Consider the following 16,004-nt stretch of genomic DNA (forward strand, 5'->3'; position numbering starts at 1 on the left):
GCCTTTCTAATCGTTGTCATTATAAATATCGAATTCAAATTCTCCATTTACTTGATTGGCAAATTCAATTACTTTATTATTCATAACAAGCTCACGAGTCTGCTGACGATTAAAACAAATAACCGTAACTAATTTACATTTCAAATTGTAATTATCTTTATACTTTTTAATAATCTCTATTGAGTTATATAGTGTATTTATAATGGTATGAATTTGTTCCTCTGGATGGTTTGTCATTTTATAATCTAGCCCATACTCCCATGCAGTTTCAAATCTTATATGTTTTGTTTTACCTCGAATACATTCATCACCTTTTCTGTAAGCTTCTGTTGGAATGATTCCTATTTCTCTAGTGAATTCCTCCACAGGGAAATCCTCTCCAAATAAAGTGAAGTATGCCCTCGTTTCTGAACAATAATCTTCCATTATAAAACACCTCAATTTTATACTCTTATAAATTTCAAAGGACATTTTTTATTGACTTACTTTTACTTTTTAAAAAGCTTCTCCAACTGATAATCCTCAATCAATTCAATATTTCTTCTATTATCAATATAGTTCTTTATTTGCTGTATTATATTAGGCAGCAGCAAGATTGAATCCAATTCCTCTATAGGAATCCACTTCACTCCTGTTTGATAAAGGTCTGGATATTCGGGTAATTTGGGGATCGAACCATTCTTTAAAGTACATTCAAAAATAAGGTGTAGTCCATGTTTGGCATTCACATCATAATCACCGGATTGCTTATGTGGGGGAAACTCATAAATTAATGCTAACGGTCCAACTTCAACATCTGCAGTAGTTTCTTCAAACACTTCTCTTGCGACACCCTCTATTATTGTCTCCCCGGGTTCAAGTCCCCCACCCGGTAAATTGTAATGTATCCCATTATCTTCATACTCCACTAAAAGTACCGAATTATTTTCGATGATCAATCCTGTACATCGTATTCTTACATGTGACATTTCCCCACCTCATTTGCTTCTATATATTTAGATAGTCACTTGTTTTTCCATAAGGTACATTTTAGCCATTGTGTAGGCATGCGCTGTGAACAGTTGTGTGTTAATCTGCTTTGACCTAATTAAACTGGTCATTTCATTGAAATCCATTATTTTAATAGTAAGAATTTCAGTATCGTCTAAATCTTGTTCAAATTCCTTAAAAGCATCTAGCAAGAGAAAAGTAATTACCTTGTTATTTTGTGTTGCCGGGTTAACCATGAATTCCCCCAGAAGAATAGGCTTGCTTTCTGAAATAAAACCGGTCTCTTCCCTTACTTCCCGGATTATTGCTTCCTCGTATGTTTCATTTTCTTCTATTTTCCCAGCAGGGACTTCAAGGTAAAATTCATTGCCAGCATAACGGTACTGTTCAACAAGGACCATCTCGTTTTCCTTAGTTATAACGACGGCGTTTACCCAATCAGAATATTCGTTTACATAATAATCATCTATCACAATACCATTAGGAAGCTCGCATTCGTCTTTTCGAATATTGCCGAAAGGACTTTTATGTATATACTCTGATTTTAAAGTTTTCCATTTATCCATAATATCCTCCAACCTTTCTCACCACATTTTAATCAACAATTAAAGATTAACATAATTATCCAAATGTTACTTGTTTATTAGCACTAATATTTAAAGTCTTAAAATGAAAAAAAGGTATAGAAACAAGTGAAATTCACGTAAGAAAAGCTTTCTTTTTCCAAAGAGTAAAAAGACATAGGTTAGCCTGAACTAACCCATGTCTTTTCTGATTAATTTAATTTAACTATTTATAGTAAATGAAGCTCATTTATACGATAAAAGCAAAGTATAAAAGGAATAACAGGCAAAGCACATACATAATCGGATGCACTTCTTTAGCACGCTTTTGTGCGATTAGGCAAATTGGATAAAGTACAAAGCCTAAACCGATTCCGATTACCACGCTAGAAGTTAGTGGCATCATAATTATTGTTAAAAATGCCGGAATGACAATCTCTAACTTTGTCCAGTTGATTCGACGGATTTCCATGGCCATTAGTGCACCGACAATAATTAAAGCGGCGGATGTTACTTCCACAGAAATAACGCTAACAAGTGGTGAGAAGAATAAGGCAACGACGAAACATGCTGCAATAACTACTGATGTAAAGCCGGTTTTTCCTCCAACAGCAATACCAGCAGAAGACTCAACGCTTGTTGCAGGTGTTGATGTACCTAATACAGCTCCAATTACACCGGCAGCTGAATCGGCAAGTAACCCTTTTCCGATATTCGGAATTTTATTGTCTTTCATCATGCCTGCTTGGCTTGTTAGTCCAATTAATGCACCTGCTGTATCAAAGAAAGCGACAATAAGGAACGTGAAAATAACTGTCAGGATTTCCGCTGTAAAAATTTCATCTAAATGACCAAACACAACACCAAATGTCGGTTCAAGGCTTGGGATACTACCAACAATTGAAGATGGTACTTCGATTTTACCGAACAGCATCCCTACAATTGTTGTAATGACCATAGCGTAGAAAATACCGCCGTTAATACCTTTTACTAACATAATGATTGTAAGGAAAATACCTAGAATTGCTAATAACGTCATCGGTGAAGTTAAATCGCCAATCGCCACAAATGTATCTGGATTACCAACAATAATGCCACCGTTTTTTAATCCGACAAACGTGATGAAAAATCCAATCCCAGAAGCAATCGCGAACTTTAAATCACTTGGAATAATGTTAATAATTTTTTCGCGAATTTTAAATAAACTTAAAATCAAGAAGATGATGCCGGCAACAAAAACACCTGTTAACGTGACTTGCCAATCAATGCCCATCCCAATACAAACTGTAAAAGTAAAGAATGAATTTAATCCCATACTCGGTGCAATGGCGATTGGGAAGTTCGCAAGTATACCCATTAGCAATGTGCCGATTATAGCAGTAAGCGCAGTTGCAGTGAATACAGCTCCGTGATCCATACCAGATTGGCTTAGGATAATCGGATTGACGATCAAAATATAGGCGATTGACAAGAAGGTCGTGATTCCTGCGAGTGTTTCTGTTTTATAAGAAGTACCACGCTCTGCAAATTCGAAAAATTTTTTCATGTTGTAATCTCCTAGTTGCTATTTATTAGCATTTTTTATTATCCTAGAATAAAAAAAGCTTTGACCACGAATGGCCAAAGCTTCTCTACAAAATGGAATAAAATAAAATTAATTTCCCATTCCTTGTAGTCAGCTATTATCGGTAGCTGGTAGAAACTTTCAAGCCATCTTCTTGAATTTATACAAGGTATATTATATTTTCTAAAAACAATAGTAGAATAATATCAAGTTAATTTTAAATCGTCAATAGAATTAACAGTAATATTTTTTTGTTTTATCAATAAAAAAATATTCAAAAAAGAGCAAAAAATCAGCACTACCCTAAACTTGTCAATAGAACCATAATACCATTCGTAATACCATGAATCATCACGGATGGCCAAATCGAATTCGTCCGTTCATATGCTAGCGCAAAAATAATCCCGCTAAAAAAATTGACTGGCATTACATTATAGGCAGGAATATGTACAATCGTAAAAATTGTGGAGCTGATTAAAATCGCTCCAAACAATCCAATGCGCGTACGTAACCATCGATATAAAAAACCACGGTAAAATAGCTCCTCATAAATTGGTGATATAACGGCAGCAGAAACAAAAGCGATAAGAACTTTCAGGAAAGTCACATTCTGTTGTAATGATTCTGTTTTGCTATTCTCCCAGGTATTCCCGATAAAACTAGTAAGTATAACAATGATGACCGCGCCAACTAGTAAAATGACAGAATAACCACTGATAATTTTCCAGTCTTTCACTTTCATTCTCGTTAGTCCTACTTCACGCCAAGAAAGCGCTTTTGGACGGAGCGCAATAATATAAACACTTATTATTAAAATAATCGCTATTGTCAGTCCCATGAATGTCCCAGCGTATAAATCATTATTGAGCCATTGTGAATAGATCGGTGAAACAACGCCCTTTAAAAAGCCAATAACGAAAATAAACTCCAGTAACAATAATATAATAAATTCTTTACTGCCCCAAGGATCCTGTATTTTCCAACTGTTTTGATTATTTCCCATCCCTTCCCCCTCTTCCTTTAAATGGTATAATGTCACTATATTGGATTACGTAACGTAACCTGCAAGCATTTTTAAGGAGGACTGACATGAAACAATGGACTACAGGGGAAGTAAGTAAACAACGAAATATATCGATTCGAACATTACGCTATTACGATCAGATCAAACTTCTTACACCTAGTTTTAAAGATGAACACGGAAAGCGATACTACTCGGAAGAAGACTTGTTTCAATTAGAGAAAATTATTGTTTTAAAGTCCCTTTCACTTCCGTTAGAGGAAATTCGACTTCTTTTAGAACAATTAACGTATAAACAGATTCTTATTTCCCACTACAATTATTTGCAGGAACAATCATCAAAACTTCAAACAAGTATAGCGAATACGACATCTTTAATTAATATGATAGACGTAGAACAAGATTTATCATGGGATCATATTTCCAAACTTGTTCAACAATCACAAAGTACGACAAAAAAGTGGATCGATTATTTTCAGGATGACGAAAAAATCCTTTTACAAAATACGATTCCAAGCCTTAGTAACAATGATGAGATTACTCACCAGTATATTTTATTATTAAATCAAGTTGAATCCTATATAGACCAAGGTATTCAGGCAGATTCGCTGCAAGGCATTGAAATTGCCAATAAGCTAATTGAGTTATCAGAAATGACGTTTCAAGGGGACGACAATTTAATAGAAAAGTTCTGGAAGGTTAGAAAACTGCCAGCTGAAGAAACTGGACTATATCCGATTTCCACTGATGTCTTGGAGTTTGTGGAACGCTGTATTAATTATGTGTCAACTAAATAAACAGAAAATTAATCTAGGCTCGATTACCAAAAGTGGAATCGAGCCTTTTTTTATCTTGTTAGTAGGTTATAGTAACCCCTTATAGATTATTTAAATGTGGTTAACTGTTGTGAAACAGCATTTAAAAAATCCTTTTCAAACCGGTAAATATGTTTGCCTTCGGATTTGCTTATTGTAATTGCATCATCTATCATTCCACCACTTAAAGATAACGATGTTACTGATTTAAATTCAATTTGATTATCTAGTAATTGATCAATAGAAATGTTGGTTTCTATTTGAGCAAACGGTTCTTTTATTTGTATTGATGAAATTTCATTTTCCGTTTTATCCATTACAGCATCAATAAGCGTTAAAAGGGTACCCTCATCCAATTTATTTGGCTCAGTAGCAGCTATCATCAGTGCTACGACCTCTTCTCCATTTAAATGATTTACTCCCTTTTTAAATTCCAAAGCCACTTGAGTTATACCTCTTACTGTAATATCATCCTGCAAATCATACTCAATACCATTCATGGTTTCAATGAGTGTTGAAAAAGTGTCGAGATCGATCACCGCAAAATTATCAATTGGTAAATCAAATAATTTTGATACAGTTGTTCGTACATTCTCAGCGCCTCCAAAATTATATGCAAATAACAATTTATCATTTATTGAAGTCCCATCCGAGTTTTCTCCTATGGGTGCATATATATCATAAGGGAGCGATACAACCTTCATCTTTTTTTTATCTCTACTGTACGATAGTAATAGATTGAGATAGATTCGATTATCCATTTCTTTAGACTTAACCGTAATTAGAGTGGTTAACACTTTTGCATCTTCTATTCCTGTAGTACTTGGAACTGTTGTATTGGGTTCTGTATTAAGATCGCTGCTATTAGTGTTTTGATTGACACCTCCCTGAAGCATTATGGGTAGAAACAAAAATAAACAAAGACCTGCCACTAACAAAGAAACTGTAAACGGAATACTTTTGTTAGGAGAACTAAAAGATTTCTTTTGTCTGTAATTCTCCGTCTGTGATTTGTGGATTTGTTCGAATACTTTATTACGGTCCTCTTTTGTGAAATTTAACTCTTGATCCGTCGTATAATTTATTTTTTCTCTGAATCGATTATCTTCCATTAAGTTCTGCCTCCTTAATCATCGGCCCTAACCTTTGTTTTGCTCTTCTTAATCGAGTTTTCACTGTATTTACAGAAACCCCTAAAACTTCGGCAATTTCCTCTGTGCTTAATGAATCATAATAATACAGATAAACAACTTCTCGATATATTTTTGAAAGTGCAAAAATGATGTCTTTTATTTCTTCCTCCTTATATTTATCGATAACTGTTTTTTCTATTGATGGTAATACAGCCTTAGTTGTTTCATTAATAAAACTTTTCGCCTGGACCATTTTGTAATGCCAGCTTTTTAAATAATCCTTGCATTCATTAATTGTTATCCGGTAAAGCCATGTTTTGATTTGTGCTTCAAATCGGAACGAATCCAGATTGTTGTAGCATTTAATAAACGTATTTTGAACAAGGTCTTTCGCGATTTCTTTATCTTTCACATAGGAAAATGCAAGCCGGACCAGTTCATTCCCATATTCAATCATAATTTTTTCTAAAAAATAATTCTTTTCTTCACTATCCAATATACTGCCCTCCTTACAATTCAATTTCAATTCTGCTATTAGACGACTGTCAATTCCATACAGGTTCAAATTCCAAAAATATATATAATTATAAAAAACTTAAAAAACCCATATCTAAGATTATGGACTAATCAAAGATGCAGGTCTGAAGTATTTAATATTTTTATTTCCCACTGTAACAATAAAAAATCAGCGTTCTTGAAGTTCATTCACTGTTACAAATTCATACCCTTCGCTCGTAAGTTCCTTTAAAATCGCTTCAACTACTTGTATTGTCCCACCGGTTTGATCATACATTGGATGAAGCAAAATAATTGAGCCCGGTTTAATGTTTTCCAGTACATAATCTACTTTATCATCAACGCTTGTGTAATACGTTTCCGGCTCTAAAGAACACATAATAGTCTCCCTGTTGTGCTGATTTAAATAATACGGTAACCCAACAAATTTTTTCCCGTAAGGTGGGCGAAAGTCGATTTCTCCCTTATACCCAATCTTTCTGATCAGTTCGTCTGTTTTTTCTATCTCCTCTTTAATAAAAGAAGGCGATTTTAAAACCATTCTTTTATGTGAATACGTATGATTTCCAATTTGATGCTCTGCTTCTACTATTTTTTTAGCTTCTTCGGGATGTTTTTCAATTTCAGTTCCGATAAGGAAAAACGTAGCTTTAGCCTTGTATTCATCCAATAAAGGCAAAAGCTGATCCACATTCTTGGTCGGACCGTCATCAAATGTTAAAGCAATAACCTTGTCTTTTGTTTCCGCTTGGTAGGTCAACCCTCCAAAAAATTGAAACGTTCTTAATTTCGTAACTTTGAACATCCCTGCAAATAAAAGAGCCATTAATATAACTCCAATTATTAATTTCTTTTTCATCTTCGGTTCCTTTCTTTAATAACCTTTAAGCAAAACTACTGTAGAAATATATGCTACTTTATTAAAACAAGCACTTACTACCAAGCCAATAAGCCAAAAAAGTCTGTCGAAAACACTGCGAGTAAAAACAACGAAATAACCACTAATTGTACAGACGTAAAAATGTAATCATTTTTGTTTTTTGAATATCTCTTCTCCATAACAATTCTGACTAGTTCCGTTACAATAACTAAGCCAAACAAAAGTATATATGGTTGCAGAAACCAGATGTGTTTTAAAGGATTTCCGCTGACATTAATAAAAAAAACGTACAATATTAAGACAATAAAAGAAATCCGAATGGTCCTATCAATTTTTTTATGTTTCTCATTTACAAAGTGATTGGAGAAGAACTCTTTCTTTTCCACATTTAGCCATTTTCTTAAAAACTTATTCATAAAAAATAGTACAAGTCCAAAAATTGACGATATTAAAATCAAATTTGTTAAAACATTTTCCACGATTTTTCACCACCTAATTTTCACTTCACAACTGCCCAATGTTTTCGAATTCTTCTTTTAATAACCCATAGTAGGTCAAATCATAAAACTGTCCGAAGCTTGATACATGTTGCTTTAATGTGCCTTCATATTTCAAACCGATTTTCTCCATTACCTTCCATGAACCAGTGTTTGATGTAAATGAAGCTGCAAATATTTTATTTAATTTAAGCTGGTTAAAACCATATTCCAACAATGCTTTTGCTGCGTCGGTTCCGTAACCATTTCCCCAATACTCTTTTCCAATCCAATATGCTAATTCTCCTCTTTGATACGGGATGGACAAATTTAAATTAATCAGGCCAATTAACAGTTTTGTTTCTTTATTAATAATCGCAAACATAACAATCTTATTATTTTGTTCTGCAGTTTGGATACTTTCTATAAATTGAGAAGCAGAACCTTTAGGATATGGATGAGGTATATTTAATGTAGACTTTGCTACATCATACTCTCCTGCCAATTCTTCAATTCTGTCTGAATCATCAAATGTTAATGGTCTTAATAGTAATCTTTCGGTTTCTAATTTGTGCACCAACATCCCTACCTTCTCTTTATATTTTGCTAGATGTTATATTAGATTTATCCCTTACTTCGAATTTATATAGTAAATAAGATGATCTTTCCACTCGTCAAATTCGTAAATAAATCCTTTTCTTATACATTCTAATTGCAGGCCAACACTTTCTGCTAACTTAATGGAAGGAAAGTTATCCAAATTTATGTGTGCTTCGATCCGATGATAATTCAGTTTATTAAAAGCTAGTGTAATCGCAGCTTTTACAGCTTCCTTTCCATATCCTTGTAACCAAAATTGGTTGTGGATGGTATAACCAAATCTTGCCCATTGAAATTCATCCCTTAACATTGTGGAAAAATCAACTGAACCAATATGCGCAAGATCCTCTTTTCGGAAAACCCCAAATACATAAACTTTATCTTCTGAAGCAAGCCTTTGATGACGATCTACCAAATCTCCAAACCAATCTTTTGTACAAATGCTCATATCGATTTTACCTTCATCGTATTGATGCTGTGATGGCAACCTATTTTCAAATGCGGATAACCACGATGTGTAATCTTCTTTTTCAAGGGGTCTTATTACTAGTCTATCCGTTTCTATGTAGTCATTGAATTTCCTCAAAAAAACACCTCAACTTCTCAATCATAATTTCGCTCTACTTATATGATTCTAATTTAATTTATATTTTGGGTTGTTTATTATTTCATTGATCACATCTGAGATATCATCAAGCGAAGTATTGCCTGTATCAAAAATGTGTTTTTCATTTAATCCTGTTTCTATGAACTCATCTACTAAAATCACACATCGTTCACCCATTCTGGCGCTTGGTAACCTCATATTATCCCTAGTCAATAAAGTCTTCTTATCAGTCCATAAAACTACGTAAATTACTTCCACATTTAAACTTTTAAGATTCTCGCTAATCCATTCTGCTTCTTTAGGGAAGGTTACATAATCAACGATGACGTCATTGCCATACTTAATAAAATTCTTTGTGAGACTTAATATGTTATCCCAAATCAACGACATTTCTTCCGAGCTTTCCCACGGCTTTTTTCTCCCGTTAATGTGCATATGGCTAATATAATCACCAGAAATATAGGCACTGTTCTTAAATGTTTTAGCCAGTTCTTTTGAAGTTGTTGATTTCCCTACCCCGGCCGGTCCTGAAATGATGTAGACCTTATGTGCTGCTATTTTACTCATTCGTTCAACTCCTTAAATTAGAAGTAATACTCAATAATGTTTCCCAATAAATCCATTTAAGTTATAATTTTCTTACTATTCTACTAGAATGAGGTGCAAAATGTTATCTTTATTTAAATACAATTGGCAAGTACGTGAAGATTGGTTCACTTGGTGTGAATCATTACCGGAAGAAGAATTTCATAAAGAGCGGGTTGGCGGTATGAAAAGTATACGAGAAACACTTACCCACATAATAGATTGTGAGTTGCTCTGGTTGAATTCATTAGTTGATGAAAAGGTAGTTTTTGAAAGGCGACAACTACTTACACAATTGAATGAGATCAAAGAATATTCGACTTTTGTCCAATCGTTTACTGAACAGTTCATTGAACAACTTCCTTCAGACTATGAAAATAATATTATAGAAGTACAGCGACGAGACGGTTCAATATTAGAATTTACGCAAAAAAAGATTTTCGCTCATATGATAACGCATGAGATACATCACATTGGGCAGCTATCCGTTTGGGCTAGAGAAATACAGCGAAAGCCGATTTCTTCGGATTTAATCATTAGAATTTTTGAGTAATCCATTAAGCATTGTCCCTTTGCCCTTAATTAAATGGGAAATTTATGTTAAAATTTTTACGGGATGTACTTTAGGTTATATAACAGTCATGTCAGTTCGTGGAAAACATAACAGGGGGTAATTAAGTGGATGCTTTGATGTTAGACGGATGGACTCCTTTATTATTGTTAGGATTATTCTTTGCATTTATGATGTTTTTTATTGCCCGTAAAGTTTCAAAAAATGTTTTATTTTTAACTTCTGCTATAATGAGCCTACTTTGTATCGGATTAATACTTTTCAGCATATTTGTTGTTGGTGGTTGGGAAGGCATGGGTCTAGGCTTCTTTGCTTTTACTATTTTTATAGGCGTTTGGATAGGTACTATTTTTGGTATTATTTATCAAATTTATCAAAACACGAAGTAAGGGCTTTAGTTGAATAAGCATATTAAACGCTCAGGGATATTTAAAAACTGAGCGTTTTTTATATTCTCTACTGCCATATTACAGCTGACTTATATATGAATTTACATTACCAAATCTATAATTTCTTTTACCCACTCGATGTTCTCGTCAACTCCGTATTGCTCACATAATTTCTTGTGAATTTGAATAAATTCCGGAATGATATTTTTCATTACATTAAAAATTTCTTCTTGTTCTCTATTGCATTGCCACTGAATTAACAGTGATAATTGTCGTTCATTTAGTTTGCTTCTATCCCCTTCTAATTTTGCCCAATCCCCAAAGGCATTCGGTTGTATGCCTGCTTCCATATACCAACCAGTTATCATGGATAACCTTAAATTATCTATATTGTGAAGTGCATAATAGATTTCATTTCTCATTACTCTTCTGTACGCTTCATGTAGATAAGCAAAAAATTTTGTTCTCCAATGTTCTATTTCTTGAACAGATGGTCTATACGTTAAATCCGCTGATTCTGTTACTACATCATGGATCAAACCTGTTGGATCATGGACAATTTTTAATTTCTGAGTCCATATAGATCGCTTCATATCCACCTTTTTATAATAAAAACTGTCCACTTTTATAAATGACCTGTAATGTGCCGTACTGTAATTTGCCCAATGAAAGTCTTCAAAGTAAAGAACATTTCCCCAATTACTGGCCCGTTGCTTTTTGTTCAACCTATACTCTTCATATACTTCTTCTTTCACAACTATACGGAGATCGATATCAGAATATAGATCCGTTTCCTCATTTCCGATGGACCCTCCGTAAAAAATCTCATCATTGATTAAATCAAGTTCAATTGCTTCCAGTAATTCCTGACGATGCTTCGGAAGACCAACATCTCGTTTTCTTATTTTAGTTTCTAATCCCACACATTCTAAAACAGCTCCTTCGTTTCTACGTCCTTTTATTAAAATTCGAAAATGGAATTCATTAATCCTCTTTTTATATATTGTAGTTTTTAAAGCAATCGAGGCATTAGCCACCATGCTACAATATAAATGCTCAATACTCCCCACGCTGCAGTTGCTATTATCCACCTAAGGATTATTGGAGTAGCTGAACTATCGTGAATTTTATCTTTCAAGCTCCTCATTTTAATTGCACATACAACCATTCCGGTGACGATGAGTACAATTGCGAGAATTGATAATGCATCCATAAATTTACCTCCAATCTCCCTTTGTTAAAGATTTGAAATTAGCTTTCATAAAAAATATCAGAGCCAGTCCTTCACGTATGCAACTACACCTAAAACTGCCCCTATTGCCCCACCAATAAAAACAGGAATAATGTAGCTGGATTTTTTCTTTCCCTCGTTTTGTAACTTATTATTTAGAGTCATATAAATTCCTCCTTTATGTATCTATACGAATATATATGGTAAATGTTTCAACTTTTTGTATTCATAAGCAATGTCAACGTTCAAAGTATGACGTCCTCCTGTCGAATTAAAGGATTTCATTGAATAATCTAGAAATAAAAGTTTAGATGTATTAAAAAAGTTAGGTGGTAATTGTGATGATAGAGAATTTAAAAGAGCATTTACAGCAGTTAGAGGAAAGTCATACTGGTTTAGAAGTTAGAAGGAGTAAAGAAAAGCTTGATGCAATTTTAGCAGATGACTTCTTTGAGATTGGCAGCTCCGGTTATATTTACGATAAAAAAGAGTGTCTTGAAACTGGTGTTGTTTTGACAGAAATGAAGCTGCACAACTACGAAATCTACCCGCTCGCTCATGACATTGTCTTAGCTACTTATTTTTTAGTCGATACAACGAGAGAAAGAAATACACTGCGTAGTTCGATATGGAAATTGATTGACGGGCATTGGCAGCTCTATTTCCACCAAGGTACGTTCACGCCACTTCAATTAACTAGTTTTACTAGCAGTTCATCAACAGTGAATTTGAATGTATCCAAATAATGAGAAGATGGCTATGGGTAATCTCTATCGGTGTCATTGTTTTGGGCTGGTTTATTTTTGATATGTGGCAAGAGTCTAGCAGAGATGCCATAATAGGAACAGCTTTGAGTAGTAATATTGATACTATTTCAGTAAGAGATAGCAAAACAAATGAAGAAATTTTAGTATTTACGGATTCGGATTCTGCTTTTACTCCTATGGTTGAAATCTACAGGTTCCCCTATGTACAGTTGGAACGGCCAGATAATAAGATATTTAAAGAAGAGCCACTGCTCGAAATCGAATACTTACAAGAAAACGAAGTCAAGTATGTAGTGAGGGTCCATCAATTTAATAGTAAGCCAGCACTAGCACAGCATTTGGAAGACAGGTACATGTATTCTTTAGAAGATAACGATAAAGTGTTTCTTTTTGTAGTGAAAGGCAATGATCAGCTAGTAAAAGTGAATGACGGCTTAAAAACGCTAATGGATATCATTACTTCTAAGTAAAAAACAGCGACAATCTCGTATAATTATTATTGTCGCTGTTTGTATTTTGTATAGTATCATTAATTATAATTGATGTTTTTTTATGCCTTTACTTTAGATTCAACAAATTGGCTGAAGAATGAAAGGATTTTTTGGTAAACCGCAATTTCATTTTCTTTTTTAGAGAATCCATGACCCTCATCTTCAAGAAGCATATATTCGACTTCACGGCCTTTATCTTTTAACGCCTGCACAATTTGATCCGATTCTTCCTTCACAACTCGTGGATCATTTGCTCCTTGAATAACGAGCATTGGTTTTGTCATCGTCTCTAAATACGTAATCGGAGAATATTCGATAAACTTTTCTTTGTCTCTTTCAGGATTTCCTACCCACTGATCCATCATCGGTTTCCAGTCTTCCGGAACCGAATTAACAAAAGAAAACAAATCAGACGGCCCAAAGATATCGACTACAGCTTTGAAATAATCCGCATGTCGTCCGTGAAGCAACAATGCCATATAGCCACCATAGCTTCCACCCATCAATAAAATATTCCCCTTCTCTGCATAACCGTTGTCAATAAGCCAATCGAGACCTGCGACATTATCAAGACGCGGACCGTATCCCCAATCTCCGTCCACCATTTTCATGAAAGCTAATCCATAACCCGTTGACCCACGGAAATTTGGTGCAAAAATACTATAGCCATTATTTAAAAAGAATTGGAATGAAGCTCTAAAGAATTTTCGCTCTGCAGCTTGCGGACCACCGTGTGGCCAAAAGATGATTTCCCCATTATCATTTTCCTTATTAGCTTTGAAAAATAAAGATTCAATTTCCAGCCCATCAAAAGAAGCATACGAAATGACATCCGGCTCCACTAATTCGCTATGGTTGACACCCGGAACTGTATATTGTGTAAGAGAAGTCCATTCATTATTTGTAAATCGGTAAATATTATCCGGTTTAGTAGCAGTTCCGCCTAACATATATAAATTCCCTGACTTTGTCACAACTAACTTATCGATAGTACTACATGGCGTTTGTATTTTCACCCATTCATCTGAGCCCAAATCATACATGTATACAGTATCTTCTACACCCTTTTCACTAACTATATATAGGTGCTGCTTGTGTTGGTCATATTTCAGGGTAGTGAAGCTTTCATTCTCTATATCTTTCACTTTAGTAAATTCATTTGTATCTAAATTATACGAAGCCAAGTATGTAAAATCTGCGTCGTAGTCCGTTAAAAAATAAATAAGATCATTTGTTGCGAAACAAGCGTCACTAACTGTGTGCTGACAATCGGTAGACGGTGTTAACAAAGTATTTTCGTTCCCCCGTTTTGCATACAACAGCGAATGCGTATTTGAATACCCCATCATATAAAGAAGGGTTTCTTCATTCGGGCTTAAACCAATTGATAATGTAGGAGTAGTTTTTCCTTCTAAAATCAATTCTTCCGCCCCTGTCTCCAGGTCATATTTATACGTATTCAAAAAAGAAGGATTTCCTTTTGATGAAGTGTAATAAAGCTTTTTCCCGTCTTCCGAAAGAATCATTCCTGTATTGCGCGTTCCTTCTTCATTAATAATCGGTTTTAATGTACCCCCATGAAGAGGCAGACCATAAAATTGTGTATTTTCATTGCCATCTTCATCAAAACCTGCCAAGATGAATCGTCCTTGTTTATCATACAGAAGCCCATGACAGCTCTGATTATTGAATGTCAGCTGTGTCGGGAATGTACTTGGCAGATTCATTGCCCATAAATTATACTTTCCGCTTAAATTTGTACTGAAAACAAGTTGATTTTCATCCGGACTCACCGCAAAATCTCTAATTGAAAATGTCCTTAAAAACTGCTCTGCCCCTGGTTTAGGAAATGATACCATATTTAATACTCCTCCTTAATGTTTAAATTGTAAAAACTGTATTATTACTAAATTACCATAAATATACTTTTAATTGAAATAAAATAATTGAATATACGAAAAATTGTATACAATTACTAAACCATTCGTAAAATAGTATTACAAATTAACTCAAATTAACTGAATTCACATATATTCATTTATAGATTATAAAAAACAAAAAAAGAGTAATACAGAACACCACCTGTTTACTCTTTTGCTTATATAAATCTTTACAAAGGTATATTTGAAACCTTTATCCGCACATATACCATTATTTTTATTCATAACTCACCATTTAACCTGTAAAATGATTTTCTATAATTTTTTCATTGATGAGTGCAGTTTTTTCCTCTTTTTTTATTCCATTTAAAATTATATCCATGTAGGTATTCACTAACTCTTCTTCTGACACTTCCCCATCGGGATCATACCAATTATACGAACGGTTAACCATGCCTAGAATTCCAAAAATGACAATATCACATCGAAGGTCATCCCTGAATTCCCCTTTTTCTATTCCTTCACCTAAGAGTTTTTGGAGTTTAATTCGAAACTCTTTACGATAATCATTGATTAACTTTAATTGATTATCATCGAGATGCCGAAACTCACGATTAAATACTCTTGCGCTCTTCCCATGTATTTTAATATTTTTTATAATTAAAGAGATTAAATTATTCATTTTTTCTTTATTACTAAGATATTCATCATTAAATATCACTTCTTGTTCAGCTAATAACTCTTTAATATAATTTAAGTGAATATCCATTAATAATTCTTGTTTACTTTTAAAATAATAATAAAAGGTACCCTTCGTCACACCAATCGTATCAATAATATCTTGAATGGAAGTTTTGCTGAATCCCTTTTTATCAAAGAGGTCTATACTTTCTTTTAGAATTCTTCCGCGCATTTAATTTACTCC

22 protein-coding genes and 1 riboswitch are annotated in these 16,004 nt (G+C 34.0%); of the genes, 5 read left to right on the forward strand and 17 right to left on the reverse strand.

Features of this window, described 5'->3' with window-relative positions; genetic code table 11:
• Positions 1 to 6: 6 nt before the first annotated feature.
• From MKY07_RS10745 to MKY07_RS10765, 5 genes are all read right to left on the reverse strand, one after another.
• Positions 7 to 426, reverse strand: coding sequence for a DUF4279 domain-containing protein (locus MKY07_RS10745; RefSeq protein WP_339262077.1), 420 nt, complete (start codon positions 424 to 426; stop codon positions 7 to 9).
• 62 nt (positions 427 to 488) lie between these two features.
• Positions 489 to 968, reverse strand: a complete 480-nt coding sequence (locus MKY07_RS10750) for an NUDIX domain-containing protein (RefSeq protein ID WP_339262079.1) — start codon at positions 966 to 968, stop codon at positions 489 to 491.
• A 27-nt stretch (positions 969 to 995) separates the two neighbouring features.
• A complete protein-coding gene (locus tag MKY07_RS10755; protein WP_339262081.1) occupies positions 996 to 1,556 on the reverse strand; it encodes an NUDIX hydrolase in 561 nt (186 codons plus the stop codon).
• 247 nt (positions 1,557 to 1,803) lie between these two features.
• Positions 1,804 to 3,099 (reverse strand): NCS2 family permease, encoded by a 1,296-nt coding sequence (locus tag MKY07_RS10760; RefSeq protein ID WP_014823615.1) that lies wholly within the window; start codon positions 3,097 to 3,099, stop codon positions 1,804 to 1,806.
• Positions 3,100 to 3,205: 106 nt separating this feature from the next.
• Positions 3,206 to 3,305: riboswitch (purine riboswitch) on the reverse strand.
• Positions 3,306 to 3,415: 110 nt separating this feature from the next.
• On the reverse strand, positions 3,416 to 4,120 hold the full coding sequence (locus MKY07_RS10765) for a type II CAAX endopeptidase family protein (protein WP_339262083.1): 705 nt from the start codon (positions 4,118 to 4,120) through the stop codon (positions 3,416 to 3,418).
• A gap of 86 nt (positions 4,121 to 4,206) precedes the next feature.
• Here MKY07_RS10765 and MKY07_RS10770 point away from each other — a divergent pair, with 86 nt between their 5' ends.
• On the forward strand, positions 4,207 to 4,935 hold the full coding sequence (locus tag MKY07_RS10770) for a MerR family transcriptional regulator (protein WP_339262085.1): 729 nt from the start codon (positions 4,207 to 4,209) through the stop codon (positions 4,933 to 4,935).
• 86 nt (positions 4,936 to 5,021) lie between these two features.
• On the opposite strand, the gene MKY07_RS10775 is transcribed toward MKY07_RS10770, so the two are convergent.
• The 7 genes from MKY07_RS10775 to MKY07_RS10805 form a co-directional block, all read right to left on the reverse strand.
• Positions 5,022 to 6,065 carry an LCP family protein gene (locus MKY07_RS10775; protein WP_339262087.1) on the reverse strand — a complete coding sequence of 348 codons (1,044 nt, stop codon included), beginning with the start codon at positions 6,063 to 6,065 and terminating at the stop codon, positions 5,022 to 5,024.
• Positions 6,055 to 6,582 (reverse strand): sigma-70 family RNA polymerase sigma factor, encoded by a 528-nt coding sequence (locus MKY07_RS10780; protein ID WP_339262089.1) that lies wholly within the window; start codon positions 6,580 to 6,582, stop codon positions 6,055 to 6,057. Before MKY07_RS10780 ends, MKY07_RS10775 begins: the two co-directional genes overlap by 11 nt.
• 189 nt (positions 6,583 to 6,771) lie before the next feature.
• On the reverse strand, positions 6,772 to 7,461 hold the full coding sequence (locus MKY07_RS10785; protein ID WP_339262091.1) for a polysaccharide deacetylase family protein: 690 nt from the start codon (positions 7,459 to 7,461) through the stop codon (positions 6,772 to 6,774).
• 77 nt (positions 7,462 to 7,538) lie between these two features.
• On the reverse strand, positions 7,539 to 7,961 hold the full coding sequence (locus tag MKY07_RS10790) for a DUF4181 domain-containing protein (protein ID WP_339262093.1): 423 nt from the start codon (positions 7,959 to 7,961) through the stop codon (positions 7,539 to 7,541).
• A gap of 25 nt (positions 7,962 to 7,986) precedes the next feature.
• Positions 7,987 to 8,541, reverse strand: a complete 555-nt coding sequence (locus MKY07_RS10795) for a GNAT family protein (protein ID WP_339262095.1) — start codon at positions 8,539 to 8,541, stop codon at positions 7,987 to 7,989.
• Positions 8,542 to 8,589: 48 nt separating this feature from the next.
• The gene (locus tag MKY07_RS10800) at positions 8,590 to 9,144 is read right to left on the reverse strand and encodes a GNAT family protein (protein ID WP_339262097.1); all 555 of its coding nucleotides are present in this window, start codon (positions 9,142 to 9,144) and stop codon (positions 8,590 to 8,592) included.
• 48 nt (positions 9,145 to 9,192) lie between these two features.
• A complete protein-coding gene (locus MKY07_RS10805; protein ID WP_339262099.1) occupies positions 9,193 to 9,732 on the reverse strand; it encodes an AAA family ATPase in 540 nt (179 codons plus the stop codon).
• A gap of 100 nt (positions 9,733 to 9,832) precedes the next feature.
• Between MKY07_RS10805 and MKY07_RS10810 the strand changes: the two genes are divergently transcribed.
• Positions 9,833 to 10,303 carry a DinB family protein gene (locus tag MKY07_RS10810; protein ID WP_339262101.1) on the forward strand — a complete coding sequence of 157 codons (471 nt, stop codon included), beginning with the start codon at positions 9,833 to 9,835 and terminating at the stop codon, positions 10,301 to 10,303.
• A gap of 125 nt (positions 10,304 to 10,428) precedes the next feature.
• Positions 10,429 to 10,710 carry a YesK family protein gene (locus MKY07_RS10815; RefSeq protein ID WP_339262103.1) on the forward strand — a complete coding sequence of 94 codons (282 nt, stop codon included), beginning with the start codon at positions 10,429 to 10,431 and terminating at the stop codon, positions 10,708 to 10,710.
• Positions 10,711 to 10,811: 101 nt separating this feature from the next.
• On the opposite strand, the gene MKY07_RS10820 is transcribed toward MKY07_RS10815, so the two are convergent.
• The 3 genes from MKY07_RS10820 to MKY07_RS10830 all read right to left on the reverse strand — a co-directional run bounded on the left by MKY07_RS10820 (position 10,812) and on the right by MKY07_RS10830 (position 12,106).
• Positions 10,812 to 11,633: a nucleotidyltransferase domain-containing protein gene (locus tag MKY07_RS10820; protein ID WP_339262105.1), complete on the reverse strand. Its 822-nt coding sequence runs from the start codon at positions 11,631 to 11,633 to the stop codon at positions 10,812 to 10,814.
• An 89-nt stretch (positions 11,634 to 11,722) separates the two neighbouring features.
• Positions 11,723 to 11,923 (reverse strand): hypothetical protein, encoded by a 201-nt coding sequence (locus MKY07_RS10825; RefSeq protein WP_014823605.1) that lies wholly within the window; start codon positions 11,921 to 11,923, stop codon positions 11,723 to 11,725.
• 57 nt (positions 11,924 to 11,980) lie between these two features.
• A complete protein-coding gene (locus MKY07_RS10830) occupies positions 11,981 to 12,106 on the reverse strand; it encodes a hypothetical protein (RefSeq protein WP_008403982.1) in 126 nt (41 codons plus the stop codon).
• A gap of 176 nt (positions 12,107 to 12,282) precedes the next feature.
• On the opposite strand from MKY07_RS10830, the gene MKY07_RS10835 reads away from it, so the two are divergent.
• Positions 12,283 to 12,687, forward strand: coding sequence for a DUF4440 domain-containing protein (locus MKY07_RS10835; protein WP_339262108.1), 405 nt, complete (start codon positions 12,283 to 12,285; stop codon positions 12,685 to 12,687).
• Positions 12,687 to 13,178, forward strand: coding sequence for a histone acetyltransferase (locus MKY07_RS10840; RefSeq protein WP_339262110.1), 492 nt, complete (start codon positions 12,687 to 12,689; stop codon positions 13,176 to 13,178). Before MKY07_RS10835 ends, MKY07_RS10840 begins: the two co-directional genes overlap by 1 nt.
• A gap of 80 nt (positions 13,179 to 13,258) precedes the next feature.
• Here MKY07_RS10840 and MKY07_RS10845 read toward each other — a convergent pair whose 3' ends face one another.
• Positions 13,259 to 15,058: a prolyl oligopeptidase family serine peptidase gene (locus MKY07_RS10845; protein WP_339262112.1), complete on the reverse strand. Its 1,800-nt coding sequence runs from the start codon at positions 15,056 to 15,058 to the stop codon at positions 13,259 to 13,261.
• 316 nt (positions 15,059 to 15,374) lie between these two features.
• Positions 15,375 to 15,992, reverse strand: a complete 618-nt coding sequence (locus MKY07_RS10850; protein ID WP_339262114.1) for a TetR/AcrR family transcriptional regulator — start codon at positions 15,990 to 15,992, stop codon at positions 15,375 to 15,377.
• Positions 15,993 to 16,004: the final 12 nt, after the last annotated feature.

Origin of the sequence: Solibacillus sp. FSL W7-1472 (genome assembly GCF_037969775.1) — a bacterium.
Lineage (GTDB): Bacteria > Bacillota > Bacilli > Bacillales_A > Planococcaceae > Solibacillus > Solibacillus silvestris.

What these genes read in the sequence shown, in the direction of transcription:
- MKY07_RS10795 (WP_339262095.1), bottom strand. Translation starts at nt 8,541, where the DNA reads ATGTTGGTGCACAAATTAGAAACCGAAAGATTACTATTAAGACCATTA.
- MKY07_RS10830 (WP_008403982.1), bottom strand. Translation starts at nt 12,106, where the DNA reads ATGACTCTAAATAATAAGTTACAAAACGAGGGAAAGAAAAAATCCAGC.
- MKY07_RS10770 (WP_339262085.1), top strand. Translation starts at nt 4,207, where the DNA reads ATGAAACAATGGACTACAGGGGAAGTAAGTAAACAACGAAATATATCG.
- MKY07_RS10835 (WP_339262108.1), top strand. Translation starts at nt 12,283, where the DNA reads ATGATAGAGAATTTAAAAGAGCATTTACAGCAGTTAGAGGAAAGTCAT.
- MKY07_RS10775 (WP_339262087.1), bottom strand. Translation starts at nt 6,065, where the DNA reads ATGGAAGATAATCGATTCAGAGAAAAAATAAATTATACGACGGATCAA.
- MKY07_RS10760 (WP_014823615.1), bottom strand. Translation starts at nt 3,099, where the DNA reads ATGAAAAAATTTTTCGAATTTGCAGAGCGTGGTACTTCTTATAAAACA.
- MKY07_RS10765 (WP_339262083.1), bottom strand. Translation starts at nt 4,120, where the DNA reads ATGGGAAATAATCAAAACAGTTGGAAAATACAGGATCCTTGGGGCAGT.
- MKY07_RS10745 (WP_339262077.1), bottom strand. Translation starts at nt 426, where the DNA reads ATGGAAGATTATTGTTCAGAAACGAGGGCATACTTCACTTTATTTGGA.
- MKY07_RS10805 (WP_339262099.1), bottom strand. Translation starts at nt 9,732, where the DNA reads ATGAGTAAAATAGCAGCACATAAGGTCTACATCATTTCAGGACCGGCC.
- MKY07_RS10750 (WP_339262079.1), bottom strand. Translation starts at nt 968, where the DNA reads ATGTCACATGTAAGAATACGATGTACAGGATTGATCATCGAAAATAAT.
- MKY07_RS10785 (WP_339262091.1), bottom strand. Translation starts at nt 7,461, where the DNA reads ATGAAAAAGAAATTAATAATTGGAGTTATATTAATGGCTCTTTTATTT.
- MKY07_RS10845 (WP_339262112.1), bottom strand. Translation starts at nt 15,058, where the DNA reads ATGGTATCATTTCCTAAACCAGGGGCAGAGCAGTTTTTAAGGACATTT.
- MKY07_RS10755 (WP_339262081.1), bottom strand. Translation starts at nt 1,556, where the DNA reads ATGGATAAATGGAAAACTTTAAAATCAGAGTATATACATAAAAGTCCT.
- MKY07_RS10825 (WP_014823605.1), bottom strand. Translation starts at nt 11,923, where the DNA reads ATGGATGCATTATCAATTCTCGCAATTGTACTCATCGTCACCGGAATG.
- MKY07_RS10850 (WP_339262114.1), bottom strand. Translation starts at nt 15,992, where the DNA reads ATGCGCGGAAGAATTCTAAAAGAAAGTATAGACCTCTTTGATAAAAAG.
- MKY07_RS10810 (WP_339262101.1), top strand. Translation starts at nt 9,833, where the DNA reads ATGTTATCTTTATTTAAATACAATTGGCAAGTACGTGAAGATTGGTTC.
- MKY07_RS10840 (WP_339262110.1), top strand. Translation starts at nt 12,687, where the DNA reads ATGAGAAGATGGCTATGGGTAATCTCTATCGGTGTCATTGTTTTGGGC.